Raw genomic sequence first — 18,964 nt, forward strand, 5'->3', positions numbered from 1 at the left:
GATGCTGAAATGCAGTCACATTTTGTGCAGGGTGAACAATATTGCCGAGGTTGTCCGGGATTTAGAAGCGGAGGGATTTTCCGTCGAATGGGGCAGTGCGCCGGAACGGTCGCTTAACGCCTTGCTGTGGTTTGAGGAAGGCCCGTTTATTGAATTTTTTCAAATACCGAAGCCGCTTACGGTTCTCATTCCGCCGCTAGGCTTGGTTTATGGACGGGTTGCGGGCAAGCGGTGGGCTTACTGGTCCCGATCTCCGCAAGGCTGGTGCGATGTTGCGTTGGAACCGGATGAGCGAGAAGGAGCGGGAGCGAAGCGCATACAGGATCTGAAAGCGGTCAAATCGGCCGTCAACAGGGCGGGAATCTCCACCTCGCGGCTGATTCATGGCAGAAGAACCCGGCCTGACGGATTGAAGGTGAACTATAGTCTGTTTGCGACGGAGCCGCTAGGCTTGCCATTTGTCGTTTCCGCGTACGATCCTCCCCAGCGCCCTGACCGCATCGAACACCCTAACGGAGCAAGCCGTGTGGAGTGGGTCAAGATGGGAGTTGCCGAGGAGCATCTGCCATCGTTTCAGACTCTGGTCAATGGAGACCGTTGGCTGAAAGTTGTCCCGTCGCCACAGACGGGGGTGCTTGAGGTATGTCTCTCCGGCTTGACACATACGCCGGACCCGGGCCGCTTGCATGGCGCTGTATTTGCTACGGCAGCCCCCGGGGCAGAAGCAGGCCAACCGCAATGGCCGATATACGAAGGAACAGGAGGGATAGATTGATGCCGCATCATCTTAAAGTCAACGGCGCCGAGCTGCTTATGCAGCTCCGTCAGGCGGGTACGGATGTATGGGAGGAGGACGGGAGGCTGCGTTACCGGGCACGCAAAGATTCGTTCGCAGACAGTGATTTGCAGCTGCTGAAAGCCAATAAGGCGGAGCTGCTCGAAGCCTTGCGCGCAGAGGCGCGGGCGGCGACGGTTACACCCGACCCGGCGTCCCGGTTTGAACCTTTTCCCCTTACCGATGTGCAGTCGGCTTATTTGTTGGGGCGACGCGACCTGTTTGGCTATGGCGGAGTAGCTTGCCACATCTACTTGGAGCTGCATTATCCGGAGCTTGATCCGGAACGAACGGAGACTGCCTGGAACAGGCTTGTGCAGCGCCATGACATGCTTCGGGCGACAATCGATCCGAACGGACAGCAGCGCGTCATGGAGAGTGTGCCGAAGCTGAAGGTGGCTTACACCGACCTGCGGGAGCTTCGCGAAGCGCAGGCGAGGCTTGCCGAGATACGTGAGGAGATGGGCCACCGCGTGTACGAGACGGATCGCTGGCCCTTATTCGGGATTGGCGTAACCCGCATGAGCGACTGCGCGATTATGCATGTTTCGGTGGATTTTCTGATCGCCGACTGGGCCAGCATCTGGTTGCTATTGGCAGAGTTTGAGGCGCTGTACAGTGCGCCGGATCGCAGACAGCTGTCCGATCTTCCGCTCAGCTTCCGCGACTATTTGCTCACGGAGCGCGGTTTGAAGGAGACTGCTGCCTATGTCCGGGACAAAGATTACTGGCTTGGCCGGATTGACGCCTTGCCGACAGCGCCCGATCTGCCTATGGCGAGACAGCCTGTCGGGGACAGCGCCGCCCGGTTTCGGCGCCGCCTCCTTCATCTGGACCAAGCGGCCTGGGAAGGGCTCAAGCAGCGCGCGCAAAAGCAAGGGCTGACGCCAACCGCGGCCGTGCTTGCCGCTTATGCCGCCGTTATCGAGAGGTGGAGCCGGCGCAGCCAGTTTAGTCTCAACCTGACGATGTTGAATCGGCTGCCGCTGCATCCCCAGGTGCATAACATTGTCGGCGATTTTACATCGGTCAACTTGCTGGCTGTCGATTGGAACGGGGAGAAAACGTTCGGCGAGCAAGCGAAAGCTATGCAGAAACAGTTGTTCGAGGATCTGGATCACCGCCTGTATTCCGGGGTCGAGGCGATGCGGGAGATTGCGCGTCGGCGAGGCAGAGATGCGGCATTGATGCCAGTGGTGTTCACCAGCGCGATTGGTCTGGTTGAACCGGGCCAGCCGTTGACGGGCCAAATTGGCGGGTGCGGCATCAGCCAGACGCCGCAAGTCTTCATCGATTGCCAGGCGATGGACAGCCCGGCGGGCCTTCAGGTCAATTGGGATGTGCGCGAAGGCGTCTTCCCCGACCGAATGGTCGATGATATGTTTGGCTGCTTCGAGGAATTGCTGCATGCGCTGGCGGTATCCGATCGACGCTGGGATTCGGTTGAAGCCGTCGCGCTGCCTGCTTGGCAGCTTACGGAACGACAGCGGGTCAATGCGACGCAAGCGCCCTTGTCTGCGCGTCCGTTGCACGAGCTGGTGCTGGCACAAGCGGCGAAGGCCCCGGATCGCCCAGCCGTTATCGACAGCACAGGCCAATGGACGTACGGTGCGCTGATTCAGCAGGCTGCTGCGGTGGCGGATCGGTTAAAGGCGTTGGGCTGCGCCGCTCAGGAGCGGGTTGCTGTCGTGATGGACAAAAGTGCGCATCAGGTTGCAGCAGTTATTGGAGCATTGGCTGCGGGAGCTGTCTACGTCCCGATTGATCCGAAGCAGCCGGAGCCTCGCCGCATGGCCATGCTGGAGCAAGCAGACATTCGGTTTGTCTTGACCGCTTCAACGACTCGCCTGCCGTGGCCCAATCATGCGGTCGCCATCGAAGCGGACCGGTTACAGCCTATTCCGGCGTATGCGTTCCAGTCCGGAGGCAACCCGGACCTGCCCGCTTATGTGATCTACACTTCCGGCTCGACGGGGCAGCCCAAAGGCGTCGTCATCAGCCACCGCGCGGCGGGCAACACCATTGCGGATATGAATCGCCGCTTCGGAGTTGGCCCGGAAGACACCGTGCTGGGACTTGCCCAACTGAGCTTTGATCTGTCTGTTTATGACATCTTCGGCTTGCTATCCGAAGGAGGTACATTGGTCTATCCAAGCGCCGACAGATTGACCGATCCGTCGCATTGGACGGCGCTGATGGCCGAACATGAAGTCACAGTGTGGAATTCTGTGCCGGCATTGATGCAGATGCTGGTCGCCTATTTGGAATCCGAGCCCCAAGTCATGCTGCCCCGTCTTCGTCTGGCCTTGCTGTCCGGAGACTGGATTCCCCTTGCCTTGCCGGACCGCCTGATTCGCCGATTGCCCACGGCGCAGGTCATCAGTCTGGGCGGCGCTACGGAAGCGTCGATTTGGTCGAATTATCATGTATACCAGGGACTTCAACCGGAGTGGCAAAGCATCCCTTACGGGCGACCGCTCGCCAATCAAGGGTTCCGGGTGCTGGATGCGTCCATGCGCGATTGTCCCGTATGGGCAACCGGGGAGTTGTATATTACCGGGGAGGGCTTGGCCGAGGGGTACTTGGGCGATACCGCAATGACACAAAAGCGCTTTTTCCCGCATCCTGCAGACGGTCAGCGGCTTTATCGCACCGGCGATCTGGGCCGTTACTTGCCAGGCGGCGAGATCGAGTTCCTTGGGCGCGAGGATCACCAGGTCAAGATCCGGGGACACCGAATCGAGCTGGGCGAGATCGAGTCGGCGTTGCTGAAGCATCCTGCCGTTGCGGCCGCCGGGGTGGTGGCGGATGGCGCGGGCGAGGAGGCATCCTTGCTCGGCGCCGTGGAGCTTGCCCGCAAGCAGGAGCGGAACCAAGCTGTGGAACAAGCCGAGTTCGATAAGCTCGTTGCTGGCATTGACGAGCAGATCGGGGCTTGCGGCGACGGCCTTGCCGAAGCCCAAATCGCTATGGCTGCGGAGCAGCTGGACACAGCCGTTCTCCACTCGATGCTGGATGCCCTGTTCAAGCTCGGGCTCTTTGCGGGAGGGGAGAAGCACGCGCTATCAGACATTGTAGAGCACGCTGGCATTGATTCCCGATTTCGATGGATCGTTCGACGCTGGATTGACATGCTGACGGAAGCCGGCTTGCTGCGTGCGCACCCTGGCGGCCATTACAGTTGTCCAGAGGAGCCGGATGCGAGGAGCATAAGCCGATATTGGGAACAAGCCGAGACAGCCTGGACGAACAAGCTGAGCTCGGCAGGCTTCATCGCCTACGTGCGGAGCAATGCCGAACGGCTGCCGGAGCTGCTGGGCGGACGACAGGACCCTGTTGCGCTGCTGTTTCCCGAAGGCAAGCTTGATCTGGTTCGCTCCTTGTACGTCGATCATCTCATGGCAGGGTATCTTAACCGCTGCATATGTGCGCTTCTCCAGCGCATCGCGCAGCACGACTCAGGAAGACCGCTGCGGATTCTGGAGGTCGGCGCCGGTACGGGGGCCACTACGGCCAACGTATTGAACGCATTGGAAGGAATCGAGGTGGAATATTGGTTTACGGATGTGTCCTCGTTCTTTATTCCGGGGGCCAAGGCCCGCTTCGGCCAATTCCCGGGTATCCGTTTCGGTCTGTTCGATGTGGATCGGGATTACCGGGAGCAGGGACTTGCGCCTAACAGCTTTGACGTTGTGCTCGCGGCCGGTGTGCTGGAGAATGCCCGTGACATTCCGGCTAGCTTGAGCCGCTTGGCCGAACTGATTTGTCCTGGCGGCTGGCTTGTCTTCACGGAACCGACTGCGGAGCATGCTTGGATCATGGCTTCTCAGGCGTTCATGATGACAGAACCGGGCGATCGTCTGCGCATCCGCTCGTCTTATTTGAATCGCGACGGTTGGCTGCAGTTGCTGCAGGAATACGGAGACGAACCGATTTTGTCTTTGCCTGCGGAGCAGCACAAACTGTCAGTGCTGGGCTTCCATCTGTTCGCAAAACGTATGAAACAGGACAGGGCTCAGGTCAGCGTGCGGGAACTGGAGGATTACCTCTCGCTGCATCTGCCGGCTTCGATGCTGCCGTCCCACTTGCAGCTCGTCGATGCGCTGCCGTTAACGGGCAACGGCAAGCTGGATCGCCGCAAGCTGCAGACGTGGCGCCCGAAACCAACGCTAGAGCATGCAGCCGCTGGCAGCGGCGAGGAAAGCGCGGACGCGCTGGAAGTCCGGCTTGCGGCGATTTGGTCGGAGGCGTTGGGGATTCCCGGCATCGGCAGATCGCAAAGCTTCTATGAGCTGGGGGCCGATTCGCTCATTATGGCGCAAGTAGCCGGGAAGCTGCGCGACAAGCTTGCCGAGGAACCAGGGCAAGGGGAGATTCCCTATGACGCGTTGCTCAGGCAGATGCTGAATTACCCGACGGTCGCCGCGCTGGCAGCATTCATCCGTTCCCATAGCCGAGAATACGAACAGAAACACGAAGCCTCACCGGCGAATGCGGCTGAAGGGTCAAGCAATGCTGTGCTCACACCATATGGAGGCGGGGAGACTGGGCCGCTCCGGGTTGTCTTCCATGCGGGTCTGGGCACAATGAATTGCTTTCAATTGCTCCTGGAGCGCTTGAATGCTCAACAATTGGGACCTGTCATTGGCATAACTGTGGCGGATACGGAGAAATACTGCGCCATCGAACCGTCCGAACTCATCGAGCAAATTGCCGAAGATTACACCGCGCGCTTGTTGGAAGGCGGACATCGGCGCATGCAGCTTATCGGCTATTGCTTGGGCGGGTTAATCGCCATTGAAGTGGCAAGACGCCTCGTGGAGAGAGGCGTCCTCCTGGACGATCTCGTGTTGATCGACAGCCACCCTGTGCTGTTCGATATCGACGATGACATCGCCATCGAGTCATTGTTTCTCCCTAACTTGAATACTTCCATCCAGGAAGCCGGCTTCGGCGATGCGGATGCCGACGAAATCGTGCGCGGGCTGCTGCATATTTTCGAAAAGAACAATAGAAGCATTCCGCAAGGTTCTTCCTGCGCCATTGGGGGAGATGCGGGTCTGGACAAAGTGGGGGAACTGTTTCGCAATCTGGCGGCTGTCAGCATGCGGGAACGCTTCGCGGCATATGTCGGCGCGATTGAGAAGGCGACCGGAGAGCAAATGCCAGTTGAGATGGCGGAAGGATTGTTCCGGCTGTACCGCCAAAGCTTTAAGGCTGCCCGATTTACCCCTCCGCCATATATGGGGAATATTCGATTTTTGTTGGCGGCAGAGCCGTTCAGCTTTTTGCCCGGTACGGAGTACATGACGCTGGATTTCTGGCGGGACATTTGCCTTGGCGAATTGGAAGTGACTGAAGTTGCGGGCAATCACTTTAGCTGTATTGAAGAGGAGCACAATGCAACTGGCGTTGCCGAGCTGATCTTGAAGCCGCTTGTCAAGCGCGGATCGGGAATGTTCTGAAGCTGAAAGAGGGGCAAGGCGCTCTTCCGCAAGGGAGAGACGCTAATTGCCCTTTTTTTTCGTCAAGCGCAACTGGCGGAAGCCTCATCCGTTGGAAAAGCCGCCCCCCTTGTCTGAAGGACAAGAGGAACGGCTTTTTGTAGCATATGGCCTGCATGGCGGCAGCCGGACGGGAATGGTTATGCAATATGCCCGGAACGATGTTCAGGCGACAAGCTGCAACAAGGCTGGTGCAGATGCGCACGCAAATCCGGTGCGAATCCATCACTGCCGCCGCAACCATGGATGCGCTAGTTCAAGATTTCGAAGTCATCGACATTCAAGCGCTGGCCGGACGGGCCGGTGACATGGATGCGGAAGCGGACAGGAGAGGATTCGTTCACCGTGATCGTATGAGCGGTCAGCGTAGAAGTCGCGGCAGCGGCAGATGTTACATGGGTCCAAGAGGCTCCGCCGTTGGTCGACTTTTGCAGCTGCCAGGCGGCGCTCGAGTCATTGCCGAAATTGGCTACCTGCAGCCTGACGCTGCCAGCTCCGTTCACATCGAAGTTCATGCCAAGGGTGCCGGTTGCCCGAATGCGAACAGCCTGGGAGCCGTTTTTGCGATCGGTTGCCAAATTTCCGATAAGGGCATTATGGAACGCCCAGCTGCCCGAATCCAGGCTCACATTGCCGTCTGCATATGCGCCCTTTGCGCCGTTCTCGAACGATTCTGTCCATATTGCACTAGCGGGCGGATTGACCGTATGCGAGCCTAGATACGTATATGTGTTTTGCGGATAAACATGCCATTCATTGGCTTGGTAAGCCGTTCTGCCGGATGTGACCGATTCTTTGCGGACGAGTGTCTGGTTTTCCCCGAAGACGGTTCCTTCCACACCGACGACATCGACAGACGAGCCGTTCTTCTTCAGTGTGACGACATCGTCGCCATTGTAGACAATGCTGCCAGTAGTTTGATCGGCCACGGAGAGGATTGCCGGAGCAGCGCTGGCGTGCGCCAGAACAAAAACCTCGCCATGCGCAAGCTGTCCGCTCAAGGCAATTTCCGTTGCTGTATTGGACTGGGCGATCGTGTAGGCGGACAGATCGACTGTTGCGCCAGTGCCGTTGTAAATTTCCAAAGCTTTGTTGTAGCTGGAACCTTCGATATATTCGGAGATGAACAAGTCGTTCGTTTCTTCGCCGATGACCGGACCGCCCGTATCATGGCAGGCCGGGTCATATCCATAGGAGCCGGGCTTGAATGTGCAGTTGTCCCACCATTTGTAACCGGCTGCCGGTGCAGCCCAAGGCTCGGGCTGGGGCTCGGTCGATGCAGACGGCTCCTCCATGGGCAGCAATGTCGTCGGGGAGTCCAGTTGAAGCCCAGGCACATCGGCCAGCTTCGTATAGCTCTCCTGTTCGGCCAGCCAGTTGATGATGTTGACGAGAAGGACGGCATCATCTTGCTCCGAGAACCCGTCGTAGGTTCGCTTGGCAGCGCCAGTCTCTTCACGCACATACTTCGGAGTAATGTCTTCGACCGGAGAGGAGTCGCCGATGAATGCGGCTTTGCCTGCGCCAACCTTGGCGATGGCTGCATACGGTCCTTCGTCAATGCCGCCGCCTTCATATACGCCCTGATCTACGGCGAAATTCCATGCCGCGTTGGTGGGAGGCAGATATACAATGCCCTTCGCTTTCTCTGGATCGAGGATGGCTAGCGTGGAGCCGGCGTGCATCGCAACAGCGGAGACGCCGTCCGTAATGCCGAATGATTGGGAGGGGGGAACGATGTGGTTCGCCGTAACATCGCCAATCGCATTATAGCGGAAGCGGACGCCGAAGTTTTCGCCGAGCCAGTCGGAGCTGGTTACATCTTGCATGGCGAAGGAATTTCGCTCTTCCAGACTCATGCCTTGTGCAGGATCGTGCCAAGCTCCGCGGCGGTATCCGTTGAAAATTTCGGAGGCGTCCCAGCGGTTTTTGTTGCGGTCGGCATTGTAGTGGTCGGAGATGAAGAAGATGCTTCCGCCGTTATGCACATAGTTCAGCATGGCTGCTTGTTCGGAGGTTTTGTAAGGAACGTTCGCCTCCGGGATCACAAAAACATCATATTGAGCTAAATCGCTCAGTGTAATCGGTGTTTCCTTTCTCAACTCGGCTACGAAATAGCCTTCTGCGGCCAGCGCCCCGGCAAAGTCGGAGAAGGCGCCGTCAATGACCCAATCAGCCGCTCCAGCGGTCTGTCCGTGCGTATTGTCGAACAGGACAGATTTGCCGTTCGGGATGCCGGTCGGGTGCAGCACGGGCGCCGGATCCCAAGGTCCTTCGGCATGGGAAGGGACTATGCCCACGACTGTTGCGAGCATGGCGATTGCGAGTAGGATCGCAAGTGCCAGCTTGCCGGTTTGCTTCACTCCACTGTGAAATGCGTACATCAACTTGATTCCTCCCTTATAAGGTTGTTGGCCTCTGTATGGAGGAGGCCAACCCCAGTCTAGCACAGGATTGGCCTTAGTGATGTTAAGATATTTTGTTATCCTTGTAAAGAATGGATGAAGATGTCATTGCTCGCGGCCGCTATGAATGACAACGCGCCAATTGTGGCTGCAGGAGGCAGAGATGACGGGGTGCTTGGCCAAATAGGCAGCGATTAGCTCGGTCATGTCTGTTTGGATTTCCCGTATAACGGGCTTTCCCTGGAACATCGCAAATCCGCCGCCGCCGCTTGCCCGATAATGGTTCATTACGACATCATAAGAGTCGTCGGATTGAAGCGGAAGCCCGCCTGCTGCAAGCAGCTTCACGACCCGCTGGCCAATCGGCCGGCGCACATCCAATTCGTACTCAATCCCTTCCCACATATCATAATTGTAATGCTGAGGCTTGGGGGCAAGGAAGGATGGATGGACTGCAGGTCTGCCGTCGGCATCCAAGGTGAAATAGGAGGCGCTTCGTTCCAGCGCCTGCCGGATGTCCTCTCCGGAAAGCCGCAGCACCTTGAGGGTGTTGGCGAACGGATAGTTCGCCAGCACTTCCCTCATCGTGATTCGTTCACTGAAGCCGGGGGCTTCGTGATGCATGAACGCAGTGCAGGAGATGCGGACCCCGGAGGCTTCCATCTGTATCCGGTTAAGCAGCTCCGCGAATGGGTGCTTCGCCAGCCTTGCCCGAAACGGATCACGAATGCGCAGATCTCCTTCTGTTCTGCCGAGAGGCTGGTCCAGCCAAGCTTGTGTTTGCTCCTCATCCTCGCGGCACAATGCCAGGATTTGCGGATCCGCTTCGCCTTCAACAGCGATCAGCTCAGCCTGCCGTTCTTCGAGCTGCCAGCCATTGCCGGAACGGCGCAGCTTCAGGCGAACCTTGCCTAAAGCCTGTCCGAAGCAGCCGGGTTGAATGATGGCTGTATCGTTCCAGACCCCGGCGATGAGCCGGTGCTGATGGCCTGTAATCATCACATCAATGCCCTCGACGCTCTCGAGCATGGCGAAGCCTTGATTTTCGCCCGTTGCTGATTCGAGCTGCACCCCGGTGTCCAAATCACATTCAAATCCGCCATGATAGGCGGCAATGAGCACATCCGGCTGTTCCATGCTGCGAATATGATCCGCCCATCGCTTTAACGCCTGTAGACTGTTCTCGAAGTGAAGGCCCGCAATGTGTTTCGGCTGCTCCCAATTCGGAACAAAGTGTGTGGTGAGGCCGACTATCGCAATTTTGACAGAATGAACCTCTCGGATGATATAGGGGGGGCCGAAGGCGGGATCTCCGGTCTTGGAATCTATAATATTCGCTGCGAGCCAAGGAAAGCGGGAATCCCGTATGGCTTGGCGCAGCAATGCTTGTCCAAAATTAAACTCGTGATTGCCTACGACAGCCGCATCGTATTGCAAATGATTCAGGGCGCGGATGACCGGATGGATCTGCTCGCGATTGTGCTTGGCGCAGTAAGTGGCTAAAGGCGTGCCTTGCAGAAGATCCCCATTGTCAATCAGAAGAAGATCAGGGTCAAGCTGCCGTTCACGGCGGATGGCTGCAGCCAGCTTGGCCAATCCGACGTTCTGCTCGGCATCGCTGCGATAGTCTGTGGGATAAACGCTGCCGTGAATGTCGCTTGTTGCCAAAATCGTAAGGTGCAGGTGTTCGTCATCAGGCACAGGAAGCCGCTCCTTCCTTCGGATACTATGTACATCCTTTATCATACCAGGCATTTGATACAAAATAGTTGGAAAGATGCATAATTTACAAAAAATACACATTCCGATAACAGTCGATTAACACTTTGTCCCAATTCCTGTGCTATAGTTTGGCATGTTGAAAGAATCAAAGAATACAGGGGAGAGGTACTCATGTTCAAAAAAGTTAGCAAATTGGCCATCCCGCTGGCACTGACAGCGGCAATCATCAGCGGCTGCGGAAGCAATAACGCGGCTGGCACGGAAGGAGCGCAGGCAGCAGGCGGCTATGTGCCGGAGCAGCTGACTGTGCAGTTTGTTCCATCGCAAAATGCGGATACATTGGAAGCCAAAGCCAAGCCTCTGGAGCGACTGCTGCAGGATCAACTCGGCATTCCGGTGAAGGTCAGCGTATCGACAGACTACAATACCATCATCGAAGCGATGGATTCGAAGCAAGTGGACGTTGGCTTCCTGCCGCCGACTGCTTATGTGCTGGCAAAGGAAAAAGGCGCGGCAGAAGTCATCCTCCAAGCTCAGCGATTTGGCGTGCAGGACGATACGGGCGCTCCAACCGATGAACTGGTAGATTTCTACAAGTCCATGATCATTGTAAAGAAAGACTCTGATATTCAATCGGTCGAGGATTTGAAGGGCAGAAAGATCGCTTATCAGAACGTTACCTCTTCCGCAGGTTATGTATGGCCGGCCGGAAAGCTGATGGAAGCGGGACTTGATCCGTTGAGTGACGTGGAAGCGATCACTGCGAAAGGACACGATCAAGGGGTTATCGCTGTGCTGAACGGGGACGTGGATGCTGCCGCGATCTTCCAGGATGCCCGTAATGTTGTCATGAACGATTATCCGAATGTCTTCGAGGAAACGAGAGTCCTGACCTTCACAGAGCCGATTCCGAATGACACCATCGCCGTTCGCTCCGATATGGATGCGGAATGGGTGACCAAAATTCAGGACGCCTTCATCGCAATTGGACAGGATGAGGAAGGCCGTGCGATTGTCCGGGATATATACTCTCACGAGGGCTATGCCAAGTCGGAGGACAGCATATTTGATATTGTCCGCGAGTACAGCGAAAAAGTAAGAACCGAGTAATCGAGCGCTATTAGCAGCAGCCAGTGCACTCCTTTGGCTTGCACTGGCTGCCTTTGTTCTATATGGATTCACTACCGGCTTCTTCCCACGAATCTGGCTAAAGGAATGATTGGAAAACGTGATTGAACTGAGAAATGTATCCAAAGTGTATCCGAACGGCACCAAAGGGCTGAATGACATTAATTTGCGTATCGAAAAAGGCGAATTTGTAGCCATTGTCGGTTTATCCGGGGCAGGGAAATCCACTTTGCTGCGCTCCATCAACCGACTTCACGAAATATCGGAGGGCGAAATCTGGATCGACGGACAATCGATCACCAAGGCCAAGGGTGCGCAGCTGCGTCAAATTCGCCGCGGCATCGGAATGATCTTCCAGAGCTTTAATTTAGTGAAGCGTTCCAGTGTGCTGCGAAATGTCCTGGCAGGGAGAGTGGGCTATCATTCCACGCTTCGCACTATCCTGGGACTGTTCCCCGAGAAGGACGTGGATCTGGCGTTTCGCGCCTTGGATCGCGTCAATATCGTAGAGAAAGCTTATTCACGCGCGGACGAGCTGTCCGGAGGACAGCAGCAGCGCGTAGCCATAGCACGAGTGTTGGCGCAGGAAGCCAACATCATTCTGGCGGACGAGCCTGTGGCTTCGCTGGATCCGCTGACGACCAAGCAAGTGATGGATGACTTGAAAAAAATCAATCAGGAGCTTGGCATTACGACCATCGTCAATCTGCATTTTGTTGATCTCGCACGCGAATACGCCACACGCGTCATCGGTTTGCGTGCAGGCGAAGTCGTGTTCGACGGGCCGGTAGAAGAAGCGACGGATGAGCGGTTCTCCGAAATATATGGCCGCCCGCTTCAGGCTGACGAGCTGCTCGGGGAGATGGCGATATGACGACCGCGCCAGTCCGTCAGGCGAATCCGCAGCCGGAAAGGAAGCGGCCGCAGCCGCCAAGCCGAACCAAGCATTATTTGACAGCTGTCCTGCTGCTTCTGCTCGTGTGGGGAAGTGCCTGGAAGACCGAATCGACCTTGAGCGAGCTGGTGCGGGGCGCTCCGAATATGCTGGATCTGATCAAGGAGATGTTTCCGCCCGATTGGGGATACGTGGAAAGAATTATGCCCGCCATGCTGGATACGATCCGGATGGCGATAGTCGGCACAACGATTGGCGCGGTGCTGGCTATTCCGGTGGCAGTGCTCTGCGCCTCAAATGTAATCAGAACCGTTTGGATCTATTATCCGGTCCGCATGCTGCTCAACCTGATCCGAACGATTCCCGATTTGCTGCTGGCCTCTTTGTTCGTTGCCATCTTCGGTCTTGGTCTTGTATCTGGCATATTCGCGCTCGCTGTGTTCTCCATCGGGCTCATAGCCAAACTGACCTACGAGGCAGTGGAGACGATCGACAGCGGTCCGCTGGAGGCGATGACGGCCGTCGGGGCGAACCGGATGCAATGGATTGCCTTCGGGGTTGTGCCGCAGGTGATGGCCCATTATACCTCCTATGTGCTGTATACATTCGAGATCAATGTGCGCGCAGCCGCGATTCTCGGATTGGTCGGAGCAGGCGGGATTGGGCATTATTATGAGGTAACGCTTGGCTTCCTGCAGTATGACAGGACGAATACCATTATCCTGTTCACGCTGGTCGTCGTCCTGGCCATTGACTTCATCAGCATGAAAGCACGGGAGAGGCTGCTATGAACAAAGCATGGAGTGAACGGGTTGCGAAACCCCGTAAAAACTGGCCGTTGCGTTGGCTGCTTATTCTCGGGCTTGGCGCACTCTATATATGGGCTTTCTCCGGCATTCCCTTCAACGGGTTCAAGGAAACAGCCGCACAAATTGTGCGCGCCATTTTGGCCGGTATTTTTTCGCCCGACTGGGATTATGTCTATTTGCCTGATGGAGAGGACCTGCTTCGCGGCCTGCTGGATACTCTTGCCATTGCCATACTCGGTACTTTTATCTCGACCTTGCTGTGCATTCCATTCGCGTTCTGGGCTTCCTCGCGCAAAGGCAAACCCGGCGTCATAACAGGGACGGGGAAGTTTGTGCTAAGCTTTATCCGAACCTTCCCTGAAATTATAATGGCGATTCTGTTCATCAAAGCGGTTGGACCCGGCGCCTTCGCGGGCGTGCTGGCGCTCGGGCTGAACTCGATTGGCATGCAAGGCAAGCTGTTCTCAGAAGAAATCGAGAATATTGACAAAGGTCCGTTGGAGTCTCTGGTTGCCTCTGGAGCGAATCGGCTGCAAATCCTGTGGTACGCGGTTATTCCCCAAGTGCTTCCCGGCTTTCTGTCCTATACGCTGTACCGGTTCGAGATTAATGTAAGATCTGCCACAATCCTCGGGGTCATAGGCGCCGGGGGCATCGGCACACCGCTTATTTTCGCGCTCAGTACCCGCAACTGGGATCGTGTAGGCATCATTCTGCTCGGCATCATCATTATGGTGACGCTTATTGATCTGCTATCCGGCTATTTGCGCAAGAAAATTGTATAGGGTTCCGATAAAACTGCTTTCGGCGCTTTGGCGCAGGAGCAGTTTTTTTTATCATATGCCGGGCCCCGCGATAGTATTAGTAATCAATTTCGAAGCTTCGCTTTCCTCTCGTCTGTGCATTCACGATCATCTGTATTTTTTCCCCCCTCTATATTGATTTTTTCACCTGTCTTATGTAAGCGTTTGCGTTTATTATTAAGTACACGAGTTAGAGAAAACCATACATCAAGGGGGTAGGAATATGGCTGAATTAACGACGTCCAAGCCGTCGAGTCGAGGTTTTTTTCGCAGAAAAAAGAAATCAGACGAAAATAACCTGGCCGGATATTTATTTATCTCGCCGTGGCTGATAGGCTTTCTCTTGTTGACGCTTTGGCCTATTACACAATCATTCTATTTGTCCTTAACCGATTATCCGCTTATCGCTGATCCGAATTGGGTCGGAACGGAGAATTACAAACGGATTTTCACATCGGACGATACATTTATCAAATCGTTGAAAGTTACCTTCACATTTGTTTTCATCGCTGTACCCTTGAAGCTTGCTTTCTCGCTGGGCGTGGCGATGCTGCTCAACCGTTCGATGCGTGGCTTGAACGCATACCGTACCATGATCTACTTCCCGTCGATTATCGGCACGAGCGTCGCAGTTTCTGTTCTGTGGAGAAACATGTTCGGTGTCGATGGCTACATCAACGGCGTGCTTAGCTGGTTCGGCGTTCAGGGCATGGGCTGGATATCCCATCCCGATACAGCGCTTGGAACGTTGATTTTGCTGGATACGTGGCAGTTTGGTTCCACGATGGTTATTTTCTTGGCAGGCCTCAAGCAGATTCCGCAAGAAATGTACGAAGCGGCGTCGGTTGACGGTGCTGGCAAGATTAGAAAGTTTTTCAGCATCACGATCCCAATGCTGTCGCCGGTTATGTTCTTCAACTTGGTGCTTCAAACGATTCAATCGTTCCAAATGTTTACCGCTGTTTTCGTTATTACACAGGGCGGACCGGTAAACTCGACTTACGTGTATGCTTACTTCTTGTACGAGAAGGCATTCCGACATTTCCAGATGGGTTACGCTTCAGCGCTTGCCTGGATATTGCTGGTCATCGTCGCTATCCTAACTGCTATCAACTTCCTAGCATCACGCTACTGGGTATTCTACGAGTCAGGGGGGAGAAAATAAATGAAATACTTATTCCCCAGAATTGCTAATCATGCGTTTATGATACTTTTCTCTTTCATTATGCTGTATCCGGTCTTCTGGTGGATCGGTGCATCGCTGAAGACGGTGCCGGAGATGAGCTTGCCGACCATTTGGCCTTCGGAGCCAATGTGGTCCAACTATACGGAAGGCTGGCAATTCTCCAGAAAATATACGTTTGCTCACTTTTTCAAAAACAACCTGATCATGGAGTTCTTTAACGTCATAGGCGGAATTATCTGTTCTTCCCTGGTAGCCTTCGGCTTCGCCAGAGTGAAGTTCAAGTTCCAGAACATCCTGTTTGGCATCCTGCTTCTCACGATGATGCTGCCGATGCAAGTAACCATTGTACCGCAGTACATCCTTTATAACACTTTCGGTTTCGTAGACAGCTATGTACCTTTGATCCTTCCGCATTTCATCGGGGGGAGTGCATTCTTCATCTTCTTAGTGGTACAATTTATTCGCGGGATTCCGCGAGATCTGGATGAGGCGGCAAAAATCGACGGCGCTTCCATATTCGGCATTTACTACAGGGTTATCCTGCCGCTGATCAAGCCGGCTTTGGTTACGGTCGCGATCTTTACCTTCATCTGGAGCTGGGACGATTTCTTCGCCCAGGTGCTGTACCTGAGCTCGGTTGATAACTTCACGGTCGGCTTGGCCTTGCGAATGTTCATTGACCAGTTCGATATTCAATGGGGACAATTGCTCGCTATGTCCTTGCTGTCTATCGTACCTTCCACGATTATATTTTTCCTCGCACAGAAACATTTTGTCGAGGGGATTGCAACAACTGGCCTAAAAGGCTAATAAACGAAAAAGAGAAAGGGGAAAACAAAGAATGAAAAAGACTTGGTCGAAAAGCTTGGCGTTGTTGATGCTTGCTTTCATGCTCGTGCTTGGAGCTTGCAGCAGCAACAGCGGCTCCGGATCTGGCGGTTCTGGCGGATCTGGCGGTTCCGGAGATGCCGGCGGTGATGTAGAGCTTACTTTCATGTGGTGGGGGCCTGAAGAAAGACATCAGGCTACACTTGCAGCAATCGACATCTATGAAGAGCAAACAGGCGTATTCTTCGAAACCGAACAACTGTCTTGGGACGGTTATTGGCAGAAGCTTCCTACACTCGCTGCATCGAAGTCCATGACTGACGTGCTGCAAATGGACGCTGCTTATATTAATGACTATGTAGCACGCGGTACGCTGGCAGATCTGTCGGACATCGATCTGTCCGGTATTGTAGACGATGCCGTTATCGAGAACTTGAAAATCAACGGCAAGCTGTATGGTATCCCGCTGAGCCAAAACTCTCAAGGTATGGCTTTCAACAAAGCTGCATTGGAAGAGTATGGCATTGACACGCCACAAGTTGGCTGGTCTTGGGACGAGTACTTTGAGTGGGGCCGTCAAGCCAAGGCAAAGCTTCCTGATGGTAAATTCGCTATCGGCGATCCTACCCAAAACTGGGATTGGTACAACTGGTACCAAACTGGAAACGGCGGAGCGCCGCTGTTCAGCCCGGACGGCCTGGAATTTAACCTGGACAAGGACTTGTTCGTGCAATGGCACCAAACTCATGCTGATTTGAGAGCGGAAGGCATCATTCCTCCACCTGAGAAGACGCTGTCCTTCCTGGAGAATGATCCGACAGCCGACCCTATGGCTTCCGGTACAGTTATGACACGCGGCGCAACTACTGGCTCCGTTAACGCGCTCGAGCAAATGATGCCTGGGCAAGTAGACGTTATCAACATCCCTGTCGGCGAAGCTGGCGGCGGTTGGGCGCAATCGACGATCTTCCTGAGCATCAGTGCAGATTCGCCAAACTTGGAAGAAGCGAAGAAATTCGTGAAATGGTTCATTACGGACCAAGAAGCAGGCCAAGCACTTGGCATGACACGCGGTATTCCGATTTCTCCGGAAATTTACGAGATACTTGAGCCGAGCATGACTGACGCTGACAGACTTGGCAAGAAGATTTATGACATCTCTGTACCAACTGCATTGCCATTCTTCGCAATTGCAGCCGGATACACAGAGTGGGTGGACACTTACAAGTCTACAATTGAAGGCGTTATGTTTGGTCAAACAACCATTGAGCAAGCATACGAAAAGATGAACGAACTCGGCGAGCGGATCGCTGAGCAAAATGCAGCCAAACAATAAGAGTTAAGGCTCGCATAAAGGAAGAAGCCGCCTGTTCCGACAGGCGGCTTCTTCATGTCCTCCTATGATGGAGGGAAAAATCCGTATGATTGCAGGGTTTCGTGTAAAAAATTCATGGACAATCCTTGATACGCGCTACTTCTGCTTAAGGCGGTTTTCCTATAATATAGAGAGTATAGTGAAATGGAGGGGGATCATGCGGATCTGGAAACAAGCTATGCTTTCATTCCTCGTAATCCTGCTTGGCGCAGCTTGCAGTGATCGACAAGGGGGAGATCAGATCGCTGCACGAGAGAAAGAAAATCTAACTTTGACGATCTGGCACAATTGGACGGGGCAAGACGGAAAAGCGGCGGCCATGCAAGCGCTGCTTCGGAAATATCATGCGCAGCATCCGAATGTGGAGCTTGTGGATGTAGGCTTGCTTACAGATAATTATAAGACCAGCCTCAGGACTGCAGCCGCTGCCGACGAGCTGCCGGATCTTTTTGTGATGTGGCCTGGGGTCATGACGAAGGAACTGGAGCTTGCGGGCTTGATTCAACCGATTGATTCGATCCTTGAGTTCCGACCGGATTGGAAGGACGGCTTTTTGCCAGGGGCGCTGGATAGCTTTACGATCGATGGGCATATTTATGCGGTGCCGATGAATTTGGCTCCCAGCTCGTTCCTCTACTACAATCAAGCCATCTTTGATGATTATGAGGTAGCGGTACCCTCCACTTGGGAGGAGCTGGAGGCGGCTGTGGAGACCTTTAATGAGCATGGGGTGATTCCGATAGCGCTTGGCAATACGGCGCCCTGGGTCGTGCAGTCAACCATATTCAGCACGCTCGCCAACCGCATAACCGGGACGGAATGGTTTGAGAAGGCCGTAGCACAGGATGGTGCAGCATTTACCGATCCGATCTTTGTGAAGGCGCTTCGTTTCCTGCAGGACTTTCATGCGAAAGAGCCCTTCCAGGATACGTATTACAGCTTGAATGAGACTCAAATGGCCGATCTTTTCCTTAACGGAGAGGCCGCGATGTTCTTCAATGGCGGCTGGGCCGTGTCCTACCTTGTGGAGCACGCGCCTAAGAATATGCTGGAAAACATCCATGTCACGATTATGCCGCCGATTGAAGGCGGACTTGGCAATCCCAAGTCTACGTCCGGCATTGTTGGGACAGGCTTGGGTGTCAATCGCAAATTGTCGGGGGAACAGCTGGCGGCGGCGCTGGAGTTGTACTATTTATTGGCGGGACCGGAGGGCCAGCAGGCGACACTGGATAGCAACACGTTGGTCAGCTATAACCTTGCACTGGATGAAAGCAAAGCACATCCGCTATTCGTTGAGCTTTATCAACTGGTCAAGCAGCTCGATATTCATCCGGTTTATGACTCCAGACTCAGCGGCGCAGCGGCGGCAGCGCTCAACAATGGGCTGCAGGAGCTGTTATCAGGCGCCGAGCCTGAAGAGATAGCCCTGAAGATTCAGCAGGCTCATGCGGAAGCGGTCAGCATGAAATAG

At 54.7% G+C, this 18,964-nt stretch carries 12 protein-coding genes; 10 read left to right on the plus strand and 2 right to left on the minus strand.

Features of this window, described 5'->3' with window-relative positions:
- Nucleotide 1 precedes the first annotated feature (1 nt).
- On the plus strand, nt 2-775 hold the full coding sequence (locus XYCOK13_RS15400; RefSeq protein WP_213413068.1) for a VOC family protein: 774 nt from the start codon (nt 2-4) through the stop codon (nt 773-775).
- On the plus strand, nt 775-6,300 hold the full coding sequence (locus XYCOK13_RS15405; RefSeq protein WP_213413069.1) for a non-ribosomal peptide synthetase: 5,526 nt from the start codon (nt 775-777) through the stop codon (nt 6,298-6,300). Before XYCOK13_RS15400 ends, XYCOK13_RS15405 begins: the two co-directional genes overlap by 1 nt.
- Before the next feature lie 290 nt (nt 6,301-6,590).
- Here XYCOK13_RS15405 and XYCOK13_RS22375 read toward each other — a convergent pair whose 3' ends face one another.
- A complete protein-coding gene (locus tag XYCOK13_RS22375; RefSeq protein WP_213413070.1) occupies nt 6,591-8,723 on the minus strand; it encodes a lamin tail domain-containing protein in 2,133 nt (710 codons plus the stop codon).
- 126 nt (nt 8,724-8,849) lie between these two features.
- Nucleotides 8,850-10,490 carry a bifunctional metallophosphatase/5'-nucleotidase gene (locus tag XYCOK13_RS15415; protein ID WP_213413071.1) on the minus strand — a complete coding sequence of 547 codons (1,641 nt, stop codon included), beginning with the start codon at nt 10,488-10,490 and terminating at the stop codon, nt 8,850-8,852.
- A 147-nt stretch (nt 10,491-10,637) separates the two neighbouring features.
- Between XYCOK13_RS15415 and XYCOK13_RS15420 the strand changes: the two genes are divergently transcribed.
- From XYCOK13_RS15420 to XYCOK13_RS15455, 8 genes are all read left to right on the plus strand, one after another.
- A complete protein-coding gene (locus XYCOK13_RS15420; RefSeq protein ID WP_213413072.1) occupies nt 10,638-11,576 on the plus strand; it encodes a phosphate/phosphite/phosphonate ABC transporter substrate-binding protein in 939 nt (312 codons plus the stop codon).
- A gap of 118 nt (nt 11,577-11,694) precedes the next feature.
- The gene (phnC, locus tag XYCOK13_RS15425) at nt 11,695-12,468 is read left to right on the plus strand and encodes a phosphonate ABC transporter ATP-binding protein (protein WP_213413074.1); all 774 of its coding nucleotides are present in this window, start codon (nt 11,695-11,697) and stop codon (nt 12,466-12,468) included.
- The gene (gene phnE, locus XYCOK13_RS15430; RefSeq protein ID WP_213413076.1) at nt 12,465-13,280 is read left to right on the plus strand and encodes a phosphonate ABC transporter, permease protein PhnE; all 816 of its coding nucleotides are present in this window, start codon (nt 12,465-12,467) and stop codon (nt 13,278-13,280) included. Before phnC ends, phnE (XYCOK13_RS15430) begins: the two co-directional genes overlap by 4 nt.
- Nucleotides 13,277-14,083 (plus strand): phosphonate ABC transporter, permease protein PhnE, encoded by an 807-nt coding sequence (gene phnE, locus XYCOK13_RS15435; protein WP_213413077.1) that lies wholly within the window; start codon nt 13,277-13,279, stop codon nt 14,081-14,083. The genes phnE (XYCOK13_RS15430) and phnE (XYCOK13_RS15435) overlap by 4 nt, the downstream gene beginning before the upstream one ends.
- A 241-nt stretch (nt 14,084-14,324) precedes the next feature.
- Nucleotides 14,325-15,266, plus strand: coding sequence for a carbohydrate ABC transporter permease (locus XYCOK13_RS15440; RefSeq protein ID WP_213413079.1), 942 nt, complete (start codon nt 14,325-14,327; stop codon nt 15,264-15,266).
- Nucleotides 15,267-16,097 (plus strand): carbohydrate ABC transporter permease, encoded by an 831-nt coding sequence (locus tag XYCOK13_RS15445; RefSeq protein ID WP_213413080.1) that lies wholly within the window; start codon nt 15,267-15,269, stop codon nt 16,095-16,097.
- Between the two features lie 31 nt (nt 16,098-16,128).
- The gene (locus XYCOK13_RS15450; protein ID WP_213413081.1) at nt 16,129-17,451 is read left to right on the plus strand and encodes an extracellular solute-binding protein; all 1,323 of its coding nucleotides are present in this window, start codon (nt 16,129-16,131) and stop codon (nt 17,449-17,451) included.
- 196 nt (nt 17,452-17,647) lie between these two features.
- Nucleotides 17,648-18,964, plus strand: a complete 1,317-nt coding sequence (locus tag XYCOK13_RS15455) for an extracellular solute-binding protein (RefSeq protein WP_213413082.1) — start codon at nt 17,648-17,650, stop codon at nt 18,962-18,964.

Source organism: Xylanibacillus composti, assembly GCF_018403685.1.
Classification (GTDB): Bacteria; Bacillota; Bacilli; order Paenibacillales; family K13; genus Xylanibacillus; species Xylanibacillus composti.